Here is a 17,896-nt window from a genome sequence, read left to right on the forward strand (position 1 = left end):
CAGGGCATGGCCTTGCAAAACATGCGCGTCGTCATGCGCGCGGCGCAGCGGCACTCGGCGCAGATCGAGAAGCAGTGCGGCGTATCGGGTGCGCAACTGTGGGTGATGCAGGAATTGCTGGAGCGGCCGGGCCTGCGCATGGGCGAGCTGGCCGGCAAGATGTCGATCCACCAGACGACGGCCAGCAACCTGGTCGAGGCGCTGGTGAAAAAATCCTATGTACGCAAGGCGCGCGACCAGCCCGACCAGCGCGTGGTGACCCTGACCCTGACGCTGGAAGGCCAGGCCGTGATCGCCGGCGCGCCGCAGCCGGCGCGCGGCTTGCTGCCCAGCGCGCTGAGCCAGCTCGATGCCGACAGCCTGGCGCACCTGAACCAGGGCTTGGACGCCTTGCTGGCCGTCGTCGCCCCTGATGACAGACAGGCGGGCATGCTGCCGTTTCCGTTTACGATGTAGTTTCTCTGCCCGTCGGCTGTAGCGGCAGCCGCTGCAACTGCAGCTGCGCCAGCGCGCCATACAGCGGTTCGCTGAGCACGCGCGAGACCGTGCTGGCGACGACGGCGCAGGCCATCAGGCTCAGCACCATGCCGTGGCCGTCGACCATTTCCATGACAATGATAAACGCCGTCAGCGGCGCCTGCGTGGCGGCGGCCAGGAAACCGACCATGCCCAGCGCGATCAGGGCTGGTGCGTGCGGGTAGTGCAGCAGCACGGCGACGTCGTGGCCGATACCGGCGCCGATGGCCAGGGACGGCGCGAAAATGCCGGCCGGCACGCCCGACCAGACGGTCAGCCACGTCGCCACATATTTGAAGGCAACAAAGGCGGGCGCCACATCGGACGAGCCTTCCAGCATGGCGCGCGTGGCCACGGTACCGCTGCCGAACGTGGCCCCATGGCTGGCGATGCCGATGGCCGCCACCAGCAGGCCACACACGGCGGCGAACAGCACGGGCCGGCCTTTCCGCCAGGCAGACAATTTCCCCAGCGGATTGCCCCGGGCGGAGGCCAGCAGCAGCCGCGCAAACAAGCCTCCCGCCACGCCCGCGACCAGGGTCACGAGCAAGCCCGGCAAGGCAAGGGCCAGGCCGATAGGGCCAGGATGGATGATGCCGAAGTGGGTGGCGTTGCCGTGGATCGACACGGCCATCATGCCGGCCAGCACGATGCCTGCGACGATGAGGCCGCTGTTGCGCTGCTCCGGCGAGCGCGACAGTTCCTCGATGGCAAACATGACGCCGGCCAGCGGCGTGTTGAAGGCGGCCGCGATGCCGGCCGCGCCGCCGGCCACGAGCAGGGAATGGGCGCTGACCTGCGAGTGGCGGGGCAGCCAGCGGCGCGCGGACAGCATCACGCCGGCGGCGATCTGCACGGACGGCCCTTCGCGCCCCAGCGACAGCCCGCCCAGCAAGCCGCCCGCCGTCAGGACTATCTTCGCTGCACTGAGTTTCAGCGAGACAAACAGCGAGCGCTGTTCCGGCGCCACGGCCGGGTCCAGGGTGGCCATCACTTGCGGGATGCCGGAACCGGCCGCGCCCATCGCATAGCGGCGTGTCAGCCAGACCAGCAGGGCGGCGCAGGCGGGCGTCCACAGCAGGGCAAACCACCAGGCCTTGCCATTCAAAAACAGGAACAGATCCAGTGCTTCCTCGGCCAGCCACGTAAAGCCCACGACGACGAGCCCCGCAATGGCGGCCATGCCGACGACGACGGCGCGCGACCACCACAGGCGCGGGTTGGCAAATTCATGCTTGAAGGCAGAGGGGATGTCGTGCAAATGCTTCATTGCGGCAAGTCCAGGAAGGGGCGCGCAGGGCGTCGGGGAGACTTGCCATTATATAGATGTATTTGCTCGAATGTATTTGCCTGCCCAGTTGTGGCGCTTCCATTGCGGACTTTTACACGAACAGCTCGCGCCGCGCGCTCTGGCTGATGGCCACGGTGGCCGGGTGGCGCAAGCGCCGTTCCGTGGTGATCGCGTAGACTTGCTCGACGAGGCTGTCGACCCGGCCCAGCGCCACCACGGCGTATTGCTCGCACACCTGGGGCGCGATGACGGTGGGGGCAAAGAACAGGCCGGCGCCGGACTGGCCGAACGCTTTCATCATGGCGCTGTCGTCGAACTCGCCGACGATGCGCGGGTGCAGGTTGTTATCGCCCAGCCACTGCAGCAAGCGCCCGTAGATGGCGAAGTCTTCGCCGGGCAGCAGCAGCGGCGCGCCGTCCAGGCACTGCGGGAAGCCGCCCGTCAGGGTGGCGGCCAGGGCTGGTGTGCCGAACAGGGTCATGCCGCTTTCGCCCAGCAAATGGTTAAAGCCGCGCACGCTCAAGTGGGCCGGCATGGGACGGTCCGCCATGATCAGGTCGAGCCGGTGCACGGCCAGGTCCGCCAGCAGGCTGGCCAGCCGGCCTTCGCGGCAAATGATGCGCAGCGGTTCGGCCAGTCCCAGCGCCGGCGCGACGAGGCGGCAGGCGATCAGTTTCGACACGGAATCGGCGCAGCCCACGCGAAACGTTGTCGTCGTCGTGCGCGACTGGTCACGCACGATTTCCAGCAATTCATCACCCGTGCTGAAAATGCTTTCGGCATGGCTGAGGATGCGCCTGCCCGTGTCCGTCAATTCCAGCTGGCGCCCGCTGCGGCGGAACAGTTCCACGCCCAAGGTGTCGGCAAACTCGCTGAGCTGGCCGGAGATCGATTGCGGCGTCAGATGCAGCTGCTCGGCCGCGCGGGCGATGCTGCCCGTCTTGGCCACCATCCAGAAATAGCGCAAGTGCTTGAAGTTGAGTGTCGACATGGTTTTTCCTGGCCTGTAAATGCATCGAGTTTTTCGATGTATTATTAAATTATATTCGATTTGTTCGATGTTTATATGCAGGCTATGATGGCTGCTCAATTCATGCAAGGAGAGTGTCATGGACTTCAGAATACAGACAGACAGTTGCGGAGGCCGCCGATGAACGGCCTGGAAAGCATTGCCACGGCACCCATGTGGGCCGGCTTCATCGTGTTCGTCCTGTTCATGCTGGCGCTCGACCTGTTCGTCTTCGGCGGCAACAAGGCGCACAAGGTGGGCGTCAAGGAAGCGGCGACCTGGTCGCTTGTGTGGGTCAGCCTGGCCCTGCTGTTCAACGGTGGCCTGTGGTGGTATCTGAACGGCACGGCCGGACCCGAGATCGCCAACCAGAAGGCGCTGGAGTTTTTCTCCGGCTACCTGATCGAGAAAGCCCTGTCGGTCGATAACGTGTTCGTCTTCCTGCTGATCTTCAGCGCCTTCCAGGTGCCGGTCCAGTACCAGCGCCGCGTGTTGATCTACGGCGTGCTGGGCGCGATCGTCATGCGCGCCGTGATGATCATGGCCGGCGCGTGGGTGGTGAGCGAGTTCAGCTGGGTGCTGTATCTGTTCGGCGCTTTCCTGTTGATTACCGGCATGCGCATGCTGGTGGCGGCCGATGCGGAACCGGACGTGGCGAACAACCCCGTGCTGCGCTTTGCCCGCCGCCACTTGCGGGTGGCAGACGGCGACCATGGCGAACGTTTCTTCGTGGCAAAGGGTGGCTTGCGCTATGTCACGCCCTTGTTCCTCGTGCTGATCCTGATCGAGGTGACGGATCTGGTCTTTGCGGTCGATTCGATCCCGGCGATTTTCGCCATCACGACGGACCCGTTCATCGTCTTCACGTCGAACCTGTTCGCCATCATGGGATTGCGGGCCCTGTACTTCCTGCTGGTGGATGTGGCCGACCGCTTCCACATGCTCAAGTATGGCCTGGCGATGGTGCTGGTGTTCATCGGCGCAAAGATGCTGATCATGCCGTGGTATCACGTGCCCGTCGAAGCCTCGTTGCTGGTGGTGGCGGTCCTGATCGTGTCGAGCTGCGTGGCCAGCGTGTTCATCACCCGCAGCGACAAGAAGTAAATGCCGTACCGCGCGCCCTGCAATGGCGGGGCGCGCTTTTTAACCAACAATGGAAAGTGAACTATGCGTACCTATGCAATGAACAGTCCCCAGGCAGCGGGACGTATTCTGGCCCTGATGATGGTAGTCGACGGCAACCTGGCCAGCGCCGAGCTGCAAGCCATGCACCGCAGCAAGATCCTCGAGCATATCGACCTGGCGCCGGCCGCCTTCCAGCAATTGCTGCAAGACCTGTGCGACGACATGCTGACCTCGACCGTGCATGGCGCCGTGCAGCTGGCCAATGGCATGATCGACAGCCTGCTCGATGAAATCAGCGACCCGGACCTTCGCCGCAAGCTGCTGCAAGCCATGTGGAAGATCGCCGATGCGGACGACTGGCTGGCCGATGGCGAAGCCGTGTTGCTGGCCCGCGCCAGCGCGGTGTGGTCGGCGGAAACGAACTTCCGCCGGCATGCGGCGTAATCACTGCGCCTTGTGCCCCATGGCAATGACGGCGGCGCCGGCCAGGGCCAGGCCCGCGCCCGTCACGTCCGTCCAGGCCGGTGTGACGCCGTCCACCAGCCACAGCCATCCCAACGCCGTGGCGATATAGATGGCGCCGTAGGTGGCATACACCCGGCCGCTGGCGGCCGGATGCAAGGTCAGCAGCCACACGAAGATCAACAGGCTGAGGGCGGCCGGCAACAGCAGCCAGGCGCTGCCCTTGTTGCTCAGCCACAGCATGGGCAGGTAGCAGCCCAGCAGTTCGGCCACGGCCGTGACGGTAAACAGCCCGAAAGTGCGGGCAAGGCTGGTCCATTCGATGGCGTCGTTCATGCTGTTCCTGTTGTGCGGTCAGTCGTCATTGTAGATGGGTGCGTGTCAATTCAGCTGCAGGGCGACATACAGCAGCAGGCGGTCATCCGTGTCGTCCAGGTCCAGCCCCGTCAGTTCGGCGATTTTCTGCAGCCGGTAATCGAGCGTGTTGCGGTGGATGTGCAAGGCCCTGGCCGTGGCCATCGGGTGGCTGTGGTGGCGGAACCAGGCGGCCAGCGTGCGCATCAGCGTGCCGGACTTGCGGTCGTGTGCCTGCAGGCGCGCCAGGGTCTGGCGCAACTGCTCCGCCTGCCAACCGGCTTGCAGGCCGGACAGCAGCACGGGCAGGCTCAGTTCCAGATAGGAAAAAGTGGTTTGTTCGCCATCGCGGGCGCGGCCCACGCGCGCCGTCTGCTTCGCCGATTCATACGAAGCCGTTGCGCCATCGAGGCCGGGCAAGGCCACGCCCATGGCCAGGGTGGCGCTCGGCGTGAGCGCCTGCTGCGCCACCTGGTGCAGTTCGAGCAGGCGCTGCCTGGCTTGCGCCGCGCGCGCCTGCTGCGGGCCGCTGGCGGGAAAGGCGTCGAGCAGCACCAGTTCGCCCGGCGAGACGACGGCCATCAGCAGGGATGGCCAGCGGGTGGACAGGTCGGACTGTACTTGCTGCAGCTGTGTCAGCACCTGGTCGAGCCGCTCGCCCGGACCTTCCCCCGCATCGGGTATTTCCAGCACGAACATGGCGCGTGGCACGCGCAAGTCGAGCGCCAGGCGCGCCGCCCACGCTTGCATGCTGGCGTCCGAAATGCCCGTGCGGTAGACGAGCTGGAACACGAATTCCTCGCGGTAGCGTTTTTCGTGCTGCAACTCGCTGACCAGCCGCGCCTGCTCCAGCATCATTTCCGCCATGGCCCGCACCAGTTCACCGAACTGGCGCACGGCGTCCGGCTCGCCCGTCAGGCCCAGCACGCCGCAAATCTCGCCGCGCACCGTCAGGGGCAGGTTGATGCCGGCCCGCGTGCCCGGCAGCCGGGCCATGTCGGCCGCGCCGATTTCCACGCTGGCGCGCCGGGCCAGCGCCAGTTGCGCACCCGGATGCAGGTCGCCCACGCGCTGCGGGTCTCCACTGGCCAGGATCACGCCACGCGCATCGATGACGTTCACGCTGAAGGGAATGATGTGCATGGTGCGCTGGACGATGTCCTGCGCCAGGGGGAGGTCAATGTTCGGCATGTGGTGGTCCGTCTTGTGCATATGCATGGAATCATCGTATTGGGCGCTCAATTTCTTCATGCATCCGCACGATGACTGTTTGTCTGGACGATTGTACGATGGGCTGGCCGTATCCCATAAAAAAATAGTCAGGAGACACCCATGACCACCCATCCAGGCGCCGGCCTGTCCGCCGGCGCGTCCGCGCAGGACCGCGTGCGCGAAGGCGCCTACCGCAAGGTGACCTTGCATCTGATCCCCTTTATCTTCATTTGCTACCTGTTCAATTACCTGGACCGCGTGAATGTCGGCTTTGCCAAGCTGCAAATGCTCGATGCGCTGCAATGGAGCGAAAGCGTGTACGGCCTGGGCGCCGGCATTTTCTTCATCGGCTACGTGGCCAGTGGCGTGCCCAGCAATCTGCTGCTGCACCGCCTGGGCGCGCGCAAGGTCATCGGCACCCTGATGATCGCCTGGGGCATCGCCTCGGCCTGCCTGATGTTCGTCACCACCCCGGCCGCGTTCTATTCGCTGCGCTTCATCACGGGCGTGTTCGAGGCGGGCTTCTTCCCCGGCATCGTGCTGTACTTTACGAACTGGTATCCCGCCTCGCGGCGGGGCCGCATCATGGGCCTGTTCATGTCGGCCATCCCCATTTCCGGCTTGCTGGGCAGCCCCTTGTCGGGCTGGATGATGCAGTCGTTCGCGGGCCATGGCGGCCTGGCCGGCTGGCAATGGATGTTCCTGCTGCAGGGCATCCCTACCGTGCTGCTGGGCTTTCTCGTCTATGTGCTGCTGAACGACGGCATCGCCCAGGCGAAGTGGCTGAATGCGGAAGAAAAGCAGTTGCTGCGCGCCGACCTCGACGAGGACGAACGCCAGCGCCGCAACAGCGCGAATACGGCCGACACCTTCGCCAGTGTGCTGCGCAACAAGCATGTGTGGATGCTGGGCCTCGTGTATTTCTGTATCCAGATGGGCGTGTACGCGATCAACTTCTGGCTGCCCACCATCGTCAAGTCGCTGGGTTTCGCCAGCCCCGTTGCCGTGGGCTGGGTCAGCGCCATTCCCTACCTGTGCGCCAGCATCTTCATGATCTGGGTGGGCCGTTCGGCCGACAAACACAAGGAACGCCGCTGGCATTTGAGCGGCCCCCTGCTGATGGCGCTGTGCGGCTTGCTGCTGGCGACCCAGGCGCACGGCAACGTGGTCGTCGCCCTCGTCGGCCTGTCGCTGGCGACCATGGGCGCGCTGTCCGGCCTGCCCATGTTCTGGCCTTTGCCGACGGCGTTTCTCGGCAGCGCGGCGGCCGCCGGCGGCCTGGCGCTGATCAATTCGCTGGGCCAGGTGGCGGGCTTCGTCAGCCCCTTCCTCGTCGGTTGGATCAAGGATGCGACGGGCGGCACCGACGTGGCCCTGTATATTCTTTCCGCAGTGATGCTGCTGGGCGCCATACTGGTGCTGCGCGTTCCCGCGCGCATTGTGAATCGCTGATCGAACCGGAGGAATTGAGAATGACGACCACCCCGGCGCCGCGCGCCTTGCTGCAAGCCATGTTCCAGGCCGCCATCGCCGCGGCCCAGCCGTCGCACTGCATCCCGCCCCATCTGCCGCCCGCGCCCAAGGGCCGGCTGATCGTCATCGGCGCTGGCAAGGCTTCGGCCGCCATGGCGCAAGCCGTGGAACAGCACTGGCCGGGGCCGCTGTCTGGATTGGTGGTGACGCGCTACGGCTATGCCGTGCCGTGCGAACGCATCGAAATCGTGGAAGCGTCGCATCCCGTGCCCGATGCTGCCGGCATGCAGGCGGCGCGGCGCATGCTCGAGCTGGTCGGCAACCTGCAGGCCGAAGATACGGTGCTGTGTCTGATTTCGGGCGGAGGCTCGTCCCTGCTGGCCTTGCCACTTGACGGCATCAGCCTGGAAGACAAGCAGGCCCTGAACCGCGCGCTGCTGGCGTCGGGCGCCACCATCGGTGAAATGAATTGCGTGCGCCGCCATTTGTCCGCCATCAAGGGCGGCAGGCTGGCGGCCGCCTGCCATCCGGCGCAAGTGGTGACCCTGGCGATTTCCGACGTGCCTGGCGACAAGCTGGGCGATATCGCGTCCGGCCCCACGGTGGGCGACGCGACGACGTGCGACGATGCGCTGGCCATCGTGCGCCGCTATGGCATGGACTTGCCGGACAGTATACGAAAGACCCTGGAAAGCGGGCGCGGCGAATCCGTGAAACCCGATGACCCGCGCCTGGCGCGCACGCGCACGACCCTGATCGCCACGCCGCAGATGGCGCTGGAAGCGGCCGCAGAGGTGGCGCGTGCGGCCGGCGTCACGGCGTATATCCTGGGCGACAGCCTGGAAGGCGAGGCGCGCGACGTGGGGAAAGTCATGGCCGGCATTGCGCTGCAAACGGCCGTACGGGGCCAGCCGTTTGCAGCATTTTCCGCTCCGTGCGTGCTGCTGTCGGGCGGCGAAACGACGGTCACCGTGCGCGGCAAAGGCCGCGGCGGGCGCAACGTGGAATTCCTGCTGGCGCTGGGCATTGCGCTCGATGGACACGAGGGCATCCACGCGCTGGCCGGCGACACGGATGGCGTCGACGGCCAGGAAGACATCGCCGGTGCTTATCTCGCTCCCGACACCTTGCAACGGGCCTGGACACAAGGTATCAAGCCCCGCGACAGCCTGGACAACAACGATGGCCACGGCTTCTTCCAGGCGCTGGGAGATAGTGTGGTGACTGGCCCGACCTTGACCAACGTCAATGATTTCCGGGCCATGCTGATTACGTAATTACTGGAAATTTTCCAGCACGATCTTGCCCTTGGCGGTATTGCTTTCCAGCAGGGCATGCGCGCGTTTCAGGTTTGCTGCGTTGATCGTGCCGAAGCGCTCGGCCAGGGTCGTCTTGATGACACCCGCGTCGACCAGCTGCGCCAGCTCTTCGAGCAGTTCATGCTGCTTGACCATGTCGGCTGTCTGGAACAGCGAGCGGGTAAACATCAGTTCCCAGTGCAGCGACACGCTCTTGCCCTTGAACTTGCGCACGTCGATGTGCTCGGGGTCATCGATCAGGGCGAACTTGCCTTGCGGCGCGATCAGTTCAACGATCTGTTCGAAATGCTGGTCCGTCTGGTTCAGGCTGATCACATAATCGACGGGCGGTAGACCGAGGCGCGTAATTTCCTGCGCCAGCGGCAGGCTGTGGTCGATCACGTGGTGGGCGCCCAGTTCCCTGACCCAGTCCGCCGTTTCCGCGCGCGACGCCGTGCCGATGATGGTGACACCCGTCAATTGCCGCGCCAGTTGCACCAGCACGGAACCGACGCCGCCGGCCGCGCCGATCACCAGTAGCGACTTGCCGCTGAGACTTTTGTCGCGGCTGATCTGCAGGCGGTCGAACAGCAATTCCCAGGCCGTAATGGCCGTCAAGGGCAGGGCGGCGGCCGGAGCAAAGTCCAGGCTGGCCGGCATGTGGCCGACGATGCGCTCGTCGACCAGCTGGAATTCGCTGTTGCTGCCGGGGCGGTTGATGGCGCCCGCGTACCAGACCTTGTCTCCCACGTGGAACAGGCTCACGTCGGGGCCGACGGCCGTGACGACGCCGGCCGCATCCCAGCCCAGCACTTCCGGCTGGCCGTCTTTCGGCGCGCGGTTCTTGCGCACCTTGGTGTCGACGGGGTTGACGGAAATGGCCTTGACGGCGACGAGCAGGTCGCGTCCCGTGGCGACGGGCACGGGCAGCTCGATGTCGAGCAGGGCGTTGTCATCCGTGATGGGCAGGCTGTGGTGGTAGGCGATGGCTTTCATGGGTGTTCCTTCGGTAAACAGTGATGGCGCGGCCGATGGCGGTGTCGGATTACACGGGGCTGTGCCCCGCTAATCCGACCTACGCTATACAGGCTTGATGACGTATCATGAACATTTTCTCGCCCTGGAAACAGGGGGCGCGTACCGAAACACTTTCAAAGGAATGCTGAAAATTGCTGCGACTCGATGACTTGCAGGTATTTGTGCGCACGGCCGACCGGGGCAGTTTGTCGGCGGCCGCGCGCGAGATCGGCATTTCGCCCGCGCTGGCCAGCGCCGCCGTCAAGCGCCTGGAAGGGGAATTGGGCTTGCGCCTGCTGGCCCGCACGACCCGTTCGCTAAGCTTGACGGCGGAAGGCACGCAATACCTGGAACATGCGCGCGAAGCCTTGCGCCTGCTGCGCGCAGGCCACGATGCGCTGCTGGCCGGCAAGGACAGTTTCGGCGGAACCTTGAAAATTGCCATGCCCTCGGACCTGGGCCGCAACCTGATGCTGGGCTGGCTCGACGAGTTCCAGCTGCGCCATCCGAAACTGCACTACCAGCTCAGCGCCAGTGACCGGGTGGCCGACATGGTGCGCCAGCAAGTCGACGTGGCCATCCGCTATGGGCAGCAGGACGATTCGAGCATGGTTGCCATGCCGGTCGCGCCCGCCAACGACCGGGTGCTGGTGGCATCGCCCGCCTACCTGCGCGAATACGGCCCCCTGCTGGCGCTGGAAGACTTGGCGCAGCGCAATTGCCTGTGCTTTGCGCTGGAAGACGGCTTGCATGACCGCTGGACCTTTTACCGCCTGCCTCAGCGCGAGCAAGTAACGGTGTCGGTGAGCGGCAACCGCAGCGCCGACGACGCCGACCTGGTGCGCCGCTGGGCCGTGGCGGGCTTGGGCATCGCCTACAAATCGCGGCTTGATGTGGCTGGCGACCTGGCCGCCGGCCGCCTGCAAGCACTGTTGCCCCAGGTGGCGGGCGAGGCTACGCCCTTGCACCTGGTCTGCACGCACCGGGCGCAAGTGACGCCGCTGGTGCTGCAGCTGCGCGATTTCCTGCGCGACAAGTGTGCTGAATTATAAAAATAGCATTATTGATTACAACTCGTTGCAAATGGCAATCATGCGCAGGTCAACCAGGGCGTACCCTCAGGCATTCTGGTTGAAACCGCTTGAAGGACTGCCATGACCCCTCACCGAATATTGCCGACGACCTTGATTTCCCTGCTGTTGCTGGCTGGCTGCGCCGCGACGGCGCCGCCGGCCGCGCAGCATGCCATCGTCGCGCCCGACAATGCCGCGCAAGCCATCGCGATGCTCGAGCGTGTCAGCTGGGGCGTGAACGGGGGCAGCGCGCGCCAGTTACAAAAGGAAGGCTGGAGCGCTTACCTGCAGGCGCAATTGCATCCAGGTAAAGCCAGCCTGCCGCCCGCCGTGCAGGCGCAGATCGACGCCATGACCATCAGCCAGGTACCGCTCGATCAACTCGTCATGTCCGTGGAGCAAAAGCGCAAGGAGTCAGCGGCCGTCATGGACGACATGGCCAAGCAGCAGGCGCAAAAGGATTACCAGCAAGAACTCAATCGCCTGGCGCGCGAAGCGGCCACGCGTTCGCTGTTGCTGGACGTGTATTCGCCGAACCAGCTGCAACAGCAGCTGAGCTGGTTCTGGCTCAACCATTTCAGCGTGCACCAGGGCAAGCACAACTTGCGCGCCATGGTCGGCGATTACGAGGCGAACGCCATCGCCCCGCACGCGCTGGGGAAATTCCGCGACTTGCTGGGCGCGACCGTCCACCATCCGGCCATGCTGCGCTACCTGGACAATGAAGCCAACGCCGTCAAGCGCATCAATGAAAACTATGCGCGCGAGCTCATGGAACTGCACACCCTGGGCGTGAACGGCGGCTACAGCCAGACGGACGTGCAGGAGCTGGCGCGCATCCTGACGGGCGTGGGCGTCAACCTGGGCGCGGACACGCCGAAGGTGAAACCGGCGCTGCAGTCGCAATACGTGCGCCGGGGCTTGTTCGAGTTCAACCCGAACCGCCACGATTATGGCGATAAGCAATTCCTCGGGCAAACGGTGAAGGGCAGGGGCCTGGCCGAGCTCGATGAAGCGCTGGACCGCCTGAGCCGCAGTCCCGCTACCGCGCACTTTATCAGCGGCAAGCTGGCCCAGTATTTCGTTGGCGACAATCCGCCCGCGCCGCTGGTGGCGCGCATGGCGGCCACCTTCCAGCAGAGCGACGGCATGATCGCCGACGTGCTGCAGACCATGTTCAACAGCCCGGAGTTCAAGCAGTCGCTGGGCAAGAAATTCAAGGACCCCATGCATTATGTGGTGTCGGCCGTGCGCCTCAGCTATGACGACAAGCCCATCCTGAACGCGGGACCCATGCTGAGCTGGCTCTCGCGCATGGGCCAGCCTTTGTACGGACGCCAGACGCCGGACGGCTATCCTTTGACGGACGCTTCCTGGGCCAGCCCCGGCCAGATGACGACGCGTTTCGATATCGCCCGCACCATCGGTTCGGGCAGCGCCGGCCTGTTCAAGACGGATGGCCCGCAGCCGCAGGAAAAGGTGGCGTTTCCCCAGCTGGCCAGCGCCTTGTACTTCCAGTCCTTGCAGCCAACCTTGAGTCCGGCGACGCGCCAGGCCCTGGAACAGGCCGCCTCGCCGCAGGAGTGGAATACCTTTTTGCTGTCATCCCCTGAAATGATGCACCGCTAAGTTGAAACTGAAGGAATCGCCATGAATCGTCGTGATTTGTTGAAAGCCCTGGCCGCCGCGCCCCTGTTGTCGCATGCGGGCAGCTTGCTGGCCGCGCCCGCCACGAATGCGAAGCTGCTGTTCGTCTTTTTGCGCGGCGGCTATGACGCGAACAACTTGCTGGTGCCCGTCGGCAGCGATTTTTACTATGCATCGCGGCCGAATATCGCCATCGCGAAGCCAGGCGAGGAAAACGGCGCGCTGGCCTTGAACGCCGACTGGGCCCTGCATCCGGCTTTGCGCGAGACCATCTATCCCATGTTTACGGGCGGCGAGGCGGCCTTCATCCCGTTTGCGGGCACGACGGATTTGACGCGCAGCCATTTCGAGACGCAGGACAGCATCGAACTGGGGCAGGAACTGGGCGGGCGCCGCGATTTCCGCTCGGGCTTTTTGAACCGGCTGGCGCAAAGCCTCAATAAGCAGCAAGGCAATCACGCCATTTCCTTCACGGACCAGCTGCCGCTGATCTTCCAGGGCGGCGTGCAGGTGCCGAACATGGGGCTGCGCTCCGTGGGCAAGTCGGGCATTGATGCGCGTCAAAGCCAGGTCATCGCGGCCATGTACAAGGGTACGCCCCTGCAGCAACCGGTCAGCGCGGGCTTTGCCGTGCGCGACGATGTGACGAAGGAATTGACGGGAGAGATGCAGGCGGCCAACCGCAACGCCATCAGTACCAAGGGCTTTGAACTGGAAGCGCAGCGCATCGCCCGCTTGATGAAGGACAAATACAACCTGGGCTTTGTCGACGTGGGCGGCTGGGATACGCACGTGGGGCAGGGCGGCGCCAACGGCTACCTGGCGGGGCGTTTCGATGAGCTGGGGCGTGGCTTGTCCGCGTTTTCGCAGGAAATGGGTAGCGAGTGGCGCAATACCGTCGTGGTGGTGGTCAGCGAATTTGGCCGCACCTTCCGCGAAAATGGCAACCGCGGCACGGACCATGGCCACGGCAGCGTGTTCTGGGTGCTCGGTGGCGGCATCAAGGGCAAACAGGTGGCGGGCGAGCAGGTGGCGATTTCGCAGGCGACGCTGTTCCAGAACCGCGACATGCCCGTGCTCAATGAATACCGGGCCGTGCTGGGCGGCTTGCTGCGCCGCACCTTCGGTTTGACGTCGGCGCAACTCGATCACGTGTTTGCCGGCGTCAAGCCGGTGGAGCTGGGGCTCGTCTAAATCACCATGCCGCCGTGTTACGCTATGCCTGCGCAACTGGCGCGTAGCTAAGCCTCCGTCACGCTTCCCGGTGCGGGGCACGAATGGAGTGGCATGAACGATACCCAGCGCGATATTGTCAGCGCAGGCTTTTCCCTGGCCCTGATCGCCGTGACGGCCTTCGTCATGCAGCGTTTCTTCTTGCCGCTCGTGTGGGCCGGCATCCTGTGCGTAGCCACTTGGCCACTGTACCTGCGCGTGCGCGCGGCGCTGGGGCAGCGCACCATCATCGCGGCGGCCGTATTGACCCTGGCGTTCGCCTGCATCTTCATCATACCCGTGCTGTTCGGCGTGGCGCAGGCGGCGCGCGAAGTGCCCGCGCTGGCCAATTTCGTCGTGCATGCGAATACCGACGGCTTGCCCGTGCCGGAATGGGTGGCGCACATTCCGCTGGCCGGCAGCGCCATCGGCGACTGGTGGCAAGCCACCCTGAGCCAGCCCCACGGCCTCGGCCACTTCTTTGCGGGCAGCGCCGTGGGCGGCTTTCATTCCGCGCGCGACATGCTCAAGGTGCTGGGCGCGGACGTGTTCCATCGCCTGGTCGACTTTGGCCTGGCGTTTTTATGTCTGTTTTTCTTCTACAAGGATGGCGAAGCGCTGACGCGCCAGATCACGGCCGTCGGCAGCCATTTCCTGCGTCCTGAACGGTGGGGCCGTTATGCGCAAAAGATTCCCACCGCCATCCGCGCGACCGTCAACGGCCTGGTGCTGGTGGGCCTGGCCGAAGGCGTGCTGATCGGCATCGCCTACGCCATCGCCGGCTTGCCGTCGCCAGCCTTGTGGGCGTTCGCCACGGGCATCCTGGCCATCATCCCGTTTGGCGCGCCGCTCGCTTACCTGTGCGCGGCCGCCTTGCTGGTCTTCCAGGGTAATGTGGGGGCCGCCATCGGCGTGGCCGCGTGGGGCACCGTGGTGCTGTTCGTTGCCGACCATTTCGTGCGCCCCGGCATGATCGGCAACGCCACCCGCTTGCCTTTCCTGGCCGTGCTGTTCGGCATTCTGGGCGGCGTGGAAACCCTGGGCCTCGTGGGCCTGTTCATCGGCCCCGTCGTGATGGTGCTGTTCGTCACGCTTTGGTACGAAGCGAACGTGTCCGACAAGGCGCTGCCAGTGCAAACACCTGCCAGCCCGGCCGCGCCGGAACGCACACAGTAATGAGGGGTCGGCCAGCGTTGCCGCTGGCCGGTACTGGCGCGCTCCCGGCGTGGCCGGACGGAGCTGACTTTACAACAGGGTGCGAGCACCTTGTTTTAAAGTCATTCTTAATGTGCCTTGGATAGAATGAGCAACCAACGGCGCATCAGCAGCACTTCAACATAGCCCGGCTCGATGCCCGTACCGCACTCGATCAGGGGATTGACGGTGTAGTAGCGCTTGCGGAAGTCGCGGCAAACGAGGATTTCGCGCTTGCCCATGCGGACGAGGAAAGAGCTTGGGGCGTATTCCAGGCCGAACCGTGAGCCAAAACCGCTATTCAATGTTGCCATGACAATTCCTTTGAGGGAGATGTGTTGAACGAGTCATCAGAATAGCATAACTACTGTATGAATACACAGCTACTGTATGAATAAACAGTATTTTTTTACTGGTGTGGTTTTTTTGATCACCACGCTTAATTTGAGGAGTAAGTAGTTTGCAAGAGAAAAATGACCTGGGCATGACCACGGGCTGGACCACGAAACTGCGCCGCTTCGTCGAGGCGCGTCTGTCGCCCGAAGGGGAACTGGGCTTGCATATGACGGTGGGCGTGGCGCTGATGCTGGTGGCCATTGTCGTCTTCCACGAGATCGCCGAAGCCGTGATGGGCATGCAGCAAATCACCGTGATCGACTTGCAGGTGGCGCACTGGTTCAACCAGCATGCCGTGCCGTGGATCACCAGTTGCCTGCTGGTCGTCACGCACATGCATGGCGTGATCGGCGCCATCACCCTGGCTGTCTTGCTGGGCTGGTATCTGCACCGCAAGGGCGCCGATTATTGGCTGTTTACCCTGGTCATCACCATGCCGGGCGTCATGTTTTTGAACCTGCTGCTAAAGTACATTTTTGTCCGCGCACGGCCCAGTTTTGACGAGCCCATCCTGCAGACGGCCTTGAGTACGTACAGCTTTCCGAGTGGCCATACTGCCACCTCGACTGCCCTGTACGGCTTGCTGGCCGCCTACCTGATTTGCCAGACGGCGCCGGGTGCCTGGGGCAAGCGCATCGCCATCGCGCTGGGTGCTTTCCTGATGGCGTCACTCGTGGGTTTCAGCCGCATCTACCTGGGCGCGCATTACCTGAGCGATGTGCTGGCGGCCATGGCGGAAAGCTATGGCTGGCTGGCCATCTGTATCGCCGGCGTGTCGACCCTGCGCCGGCGCCGGCACATCCGGCAAACCAAATAAGGGGAAACGATCCTGAGCAAGATTGCAGTCATCATTAACGGGGGCGCCGGCTGCGGCTATGCGCCCGACTGGGCGCAGCAGCTCGAAGCGAAATTCGCCGCCGTGGGGCTCGACGCCGACATTACCCTGGCGCAAAGCGGCGCCGAGATGATTGCCACGGCCGAGCAAGCCCTGCGCGATGGCGCGCCCATCGTCGTGGCCGGGGGAGGCGACGGCACCATCAATGCCGTCGCCTCCGTCGTTGTCGGCAGCGGCACGCCGTTCGGCGTCTTGCCGCTGGGTACCTTGAACCATTTCGCCAAGGACTTGAATATCCCGCTCGAGCTCGATGCGGCGATTGCCAACGTGGCGCAGGGCGTGCCGCACCAGGTCGACGTGGGCGAAGTCAATGGCCGCATCTTCCTGAACAATTCCAGCTTGGGCCTGTATCCGGACATCGTGCGCGACCGCGAAAAGCAGCAGCGCCGGCTGGGGCGGGGCAAGTGGCTGGCCTTCAGCTGGGCCCTGCTGGCCGCCTTGCGCCGCTACCCGTTTCTCAGCGTGCAATTGACACTCAACGACGCCGTGCATGCGCGGCGCACGCCTTTCGTCTTCATCGGCAATAATGAATATCTGATGGAAGGCTTGAATATCGGCGAGCGCGAGCGGCTTGATGGCGGCCAGCTGAGCCTGTACGTGGCGCAGCGTCCGGGCCGCTTGGGCTTGCTGAAGCTGGCCTTGCACGCGCTGTTCGGCAAGTTGTCGCAGGCCAAGGATTTTGATGTGCTGACGGCCAGCGACCTGGAAATCGCCACGCATCACCGCCGCCTGCGCGTGGCCACCGATGGCGAAGTGACCATCATGAATACGCCGCTGCAGTACCGCATCCGCACGGCCGCGCTGGCCGTGCTCGTGCCGGCGCCGGCACTTTCTGGGGAGTAAGGCCATGCGTACCATCGTGCATTTGTCCGACTTGCATTTTGGCAGGGTCGATGCGGACCTGCTGGCGCCCTTGCGCGCACTGGTCGAGCGCCTGGAACCGGATGTGGTGGTGGTCTCGGGCGACCTCACGCAGCGGGCCCGCAGCGCCCAGTTCCAGCAGGCGCGGCACTTTCTCGACAGTTTGCCGGGGCCGCAGATCGTGGTGCCGGGCAACCATGACGTGCCGCTGTACAACGTCTTTTCCCGCTTCCTGACGCCGCTGGTGAAGTACCGGCGCCATGTGACGGACGATTTGTCGCCTGAATATGTGGACGAGGAAATCGCCGTGCTGGGCATCAACACGGCCCGTTCCCTGACGTTCAAGGATGGGCGCATCAGCCACGAGCAGATCGATTTCCTGCGTGAACGCCTGGGCAGTTTGCCGCCCGGCTTGACGCGCATCATCGTCACGCATCACCCGTTCGACTTGCCGGAAAACTTCGACAAGGATGACCTGGTCGACCGCGCGCCGCAGGCGCTGCAAATGTTTTCCGAATGCGGCGTGGATTTATTGCTGGCGGGTCATTTGCATGCGAGCGTGGCGGGCAATACGGCCGAGCGCTACAAGATCGCCGGCTATGCGGCCCTGATGGTGCAGGCGGGCACGGCCACGTCCACGCGGGGCAGGGGCGAGTCGAACTCCTTCAATGTGCTGCGCGTGGAAAACAGCTGCATCCGGGTCGAGCGCTACAGCTGGAATGAGGACAGCGCTGACTTTGAAAAAGTCAGCACGGAAGCGTTCGAGCGCCAGGGCGGCGTGTGGGCCAGCTTGCGGCCGCTGTAGGTTTCCCGTAGGTCGGATTAGCTCGGCGAAGCCGGGCGTAATCCGACAATATTGTT

Annotated in this window: 18 protein-coding genes; 12 read left to right on the plus strand and 6 right to left on the minus strand. The window is 64.2% G+C overall.

The genetic code is table 11. The annotated features are described in order from the left end of the window. Positions 1-6 precede the first annotated feature (6 nt). Positions 7-456, plus strand: a complete 450-nt coding sequence (locus GYK42_RS08150; protein ID WP_240943511.1) for a MarR family winged helix-turn-helix transcriptional regulator — start codon at positions 7-9, stop codon at positions 454-456. On the opposite strand, the gene GYK42_RS08155 is transcribed toward GYK42_RS08150, so the two are convergent. Both GYK42_RS08155 and nhaR read right to left on the minus strand, forming a co-directional pair. Beyond that, positions 446-1,786, minus strand: coding sequence for a chloride channel protein (locus GYK42_RS08155; protein WP_166447083.1), 1,341 nt, complete (start codon positions 1,784-1,786; stop codon positions 446-448). The two genes, GYK42_RS08150 and GYK42_RS08155, sit on opposite strands and share 11 nt — an antisense overlap. A gap of 112 nt (positions 1,787-1,898) precedes the next feature. Further along, positions 1,899-2,798 (minus strand): transcriptional activator NhaR, encoded by a 900-nt coding sequence (gene nhaR, locus GYK42_RS08160; RefSeq protein ID WP_166447084.1) that lies wholly within the window; start codon positions 2,796-2,798, stop codon positions 1,899-1,901. Positions 2,799-2,957: 159 nt separating this feature from the next. Between nhaR and GYK42_RS08165 the strand changes: the two genes are divergently transcribed. Further along, a complete protein-coding gene (locus GYK42_RS08165; RefSeq protein ID WP_166447085.1) occupies positions 2,958-3,920 on the plus strand; it encodes a TerC family protein in 963 nt (320 codons plus the stop codon). 63 nt (positions 3,921-3,983) lie between these two features. Continuing rightward, positions 3,984-4,385 (plus strand): TerB family tellurite resistance protein, encoded by a 402-nt coding sequence (locus tag GYK42_RS08170; RefSeq protein WP_240943512.1) that lies wholly within the window; start codon positions 3,984-3,986, stop codon positions 4,383-4,385. Here GYK42_RS08170 and GYK42_RS08175 read toward each other — a convergent pair whose 3' ends face one another. Then, on the minus strand, positions 4,386-4,739 hold the full coding sequence (locus tag GYK42_RS08175) for a YnfA family protein (protein ID WP_166447086.1): 354 nt from the start codon (positions 4,737-4,739) through the stop codon (positions 4,386-4,388). A 45-nt stretch (positions 4,740-4,784) separates the two neighbouring features. Further along, a complete protein-coding gene (locus GYK42_RS08180) occupies positions 4,785-5,948 on the minus strand; it encodes a sugar diacid recognition domain-containing protein (protein ID WP_166447087.1) in 1,164 nt (387 codons plus the stop codon). Positions 5,949-6,089: 141 nt separating this feature from the next. On the opposite strand from GYK42_RS08180, the gene GYK42_RS08185 reads away from it, so the two are divergent. Together GYK42_RS08185 and GYK42_RS08190 are read left to right on the plus strand one after the other, a co-directional pair. Then, on the plus strand, positions 6,090-7,421 hold the full coding sequence (locus GYK42_RS08185) for an MFS transporter (protein WP_166447088.1): 1,332 nt from the start codon (positions 6,090-6,092) through the stop codon (positions 7,419-7,421). Positions 7,422-7,441: 20 nt separating this feature from the next. Next, a complete protein-coding gene (locus GYK42_RS08190) occupies positions 7,442-8,719 on the plus strand; it encodes a glycerate kinase type-2 family protein (RefSeq protein ID WP_166447089.1) in 1,278 nt (425 codons plus the stop codon). On the opposite strand, the gene GYK42_RS08195 is transcribed toward GYK42_RS08190, so the two are convergent. Then, on the minus strand, positions 8,720-9,736 hold the full coding sequence (locus GYK42_RS08195; RefSeq protein WP_166447090.1) for a zinc-binding alcohol dehydrogenase family protein: 1,017 nt from the start codon (positions 9,734-9,736) through the stop codon (positions 8,720-8,722). It lies immediately after the preceding gene. A 173-nt stretch (positions 9,737-9,909) separates the two neighbouring features. Between GYK42_RS08195 and GYK42_RS08200 the strand changes: the two genes are divergently transcribed. The 4 genes from GYK42_RS08200 to GYK42_RS08215 all read left to right on the plus strand — a co-directional run bounded on the left by GYK42_RS08200 (position 9,910) and on the right by GYK42_RS08215 (position 14,865). Continuing rightward, positions 9,910-10,809: a LysR family transcriptional regulator gene (locus GYK42_RS08200; RefSeq protein ID WP_166447091.1), complete on the plus strand. Its 900-nt coding sequence runs from the start codon at positions 9,910-9,912 to the stop codon at positions 10,807-10,809. Between the two features lie 102 nt (positions 10,810-10,911). Next, positions 10,912-12,459, plus strand: coding sequence for a DUF1800 domain-containing protein (locus GYK42_RS08205; protein WP_166447092.1), 1,548 nt, complete (start codon positions 10,912-10,914; stop codon positions 12,457-12,459). A 21-nt stretch (positions 12,460-12,480) separates the two neighbouring features. After that, positions 12,481-13,671 carry a DUF1501 domain-containing protein gene (locus GYK42_RS08210; RefSeq protein ID WP_166447093.1) on the plus strand — a complete coding sequence of 397 codons (1,191 nt, stop codon included), beginning with the start codon at positions 12,481-12,483 and terminating at the stop codon, positions 13,669-13,671. A 93-nt stretch (positions 13,672-13,764) separates the two neighbouring features. Then, entirely contained in the window at positions 13,765-14,865 is a 1,101-nt protein-coding gene (locus GYK42_RS08215) for an AI-2E family transporter (RefSeq protein WP_166447094.1), read from the plus strand. A 107-nt stretch (positions 14,866-14,972) separates the two neighbouring features. Here GYK42_RS08215 and GYK42_RS08220 read toward each other — a convergent pair whose 3' ends face one another. Then, positions 14,973-15,197: a hypothetical protein gene (locus GYK42_RS08220; protein WP_010396348.1), complete on the minus strand. Its 225-nt coding sequence runs from the start codon at positions 15,195-15,197 to the stop codon at positions 14,973-14,975. A gap of 146 nt (positions 15,198-15,343) precedes the next feature. Here GYK42_RS08220 and GYK42_RS08225 point away from each other — a divergent pair, with 146 nt between their 5' ends. From GYK42_RS08225 to GYK42_RS08235, 3 genes are read left to right on the plus strand one after another with little or no spacing between them, the layout of a single operon-like run. Continuing rightward, a complete protein-coding gene (locus GYK42_RS08225) occupies positions 15,344-16,096 on the plus strand; it encodes a phosphatase PAP2 family protein (RefSeq protein WP_346768074.1) in 753 nt (250 codons plus the stop codon). 12 nt (positions 16,097-16,108) lie between these two features. Continuing rightward, a complete protein-coding gene (locus GYK42_RS08230; protein ID WP_166447201.1) occupies positions 16,109-17,017 on the plus strand; it encodes a diacylglycerol/lipid kinase family protein in 909 nt (302 codons plus the stop codon). A 4-nt stretch (positions 17,018-17,021) separates the two neighbouring features. Next, complete coding sequence (locus GYK42_RS08235; RefSeq protein WP_046682414.1) at positions 17,022-17,840, plus strand: metallophosphoesterase family protein; 819 nt, start codon at positions 17,022-17,024, stop codon at positions 17,838-17,840. Positions 17,841-17,896 lie beyond the last annotated feature (56 nt).

Origin of the sequence: Janthinobacterium lividum, assembly GCF_011601275.1 — a bacterium.
GTDB lineage: Bacteria > Pseudomonadota > Gammaproteobacteria > Burkholderiales > Burkholderiaceae_D > Janthinobacterium > Janthinobacterium lividum_E.

Excerpts from the sequence above, each read along its gene's own strand:
- GYK42_RS08185 (WP_166447088.1), top strand. The coding sequence starts at position 6,090 with ATGACCACCCATCCAGGCGCCGGCCTGTCCGCCGGCGCGTCCGCGCAG.
- GYK42_RS08165 (WP_166447085.1), top strand. The coding sequence starts at position 2,958 with ATGAACGGCCTGGAAAGCATTGCCACGGCACCCATGTGGGCCGGCTTC.
- GYK42_RS08175 (WP_166447086.1), bottom strand. The coding sequence starts at position 4,739 with ATGAACGACGCCATCGAATGGACCAGCCTTGCCCGCACTTTCGGGCTG.
- GYK42_RS08190 (WP_166447089.1), top strand. The coding sequence starts at position 7,442 with ATGACGACCACCCCGGCGCCGCGCGCCTTGCTGCAAGCCATGTTCCAG.
- GYK42_RS08180 (WP_166447087.1), bottom strand. The coding sequence starts at position 5,948 with ATGCCGAACATTGACCTCCCCCTGGCGCAGGACATCGTCCAGCGCACC.
- GYK42_RS08220 (WP_010396348.1), bottom strand. The coding sequence starts at position 15,197 with ATGGCAACATTGAATAGCGGTTTTGGCTCACGGTTCGGCCTGGAATAC.
- GYK42_RS08235 (WP_046682414.1), top strand. The coding sequence starts at position 17,022 with ATGCGTACCATCGTGCATTTGTCCGACTTGCATTTTGGCAGGGTCGAT.
- GYK42_RS08215 (WP_166447094.1), top strand. The coding sequence starts at position 13,765 with ATGAACGATACCCAGCGCGATATTGTCAGCGCAGGCTTTTCCCTGGCC.
- nhaR (WP_166447084.1), bottom strand. The coding sequence starts at position 2,798 with ATGTCGACACTCAACTTCAAGCACTTGCGCTATTTCTGGATGGTGGCC.
- GYK42_RS08155 (WP_166447083.1), bottom strand. The coding sequence starts at position 1,786 with ATGAAGCATTTGCACGACATCCCCTCTGCCTTCAAGCATGAATTTGCC.
- GYK42_RS08205 (WP_166447092.1), top strand. The coding sequence starts at position 10,912 with ATGACCCCTCACCGAATATTGCCGACGACCTTGATTTCCCTGCTGTTG.
- GYK42_RS08150 (WP_240943511.1), top strand. The coding sequence starts at position 7 with ATGGCCTTGCAAAACATGCGCGTCGTCATGCGCGCGGCGCAGCGGCAC.
- GYK42_RS08195 (WP_166447090.1), bottom strand. The coding sequence starts at position 9,736 with ATGAAAGCCATCGCCTACCACCACAGCCTGCCCATCACGGATGACAAC.
- GYK42_RS08210 (WP_166447093.1), top strand. The coding sequence starts at position 12,481 with ATGAATCGTCGTGATTTGTTGAAAGCCCTGGCCGCCGCGCCCCTGTTG.
- GYK42_RS08170 (WP_240943512.1), top strand. The coding sequence starts at position 3,984 with ATGCGTACCTATGCAATGAACAGTCCCCAGGCAGCGGGACGTATTCTG.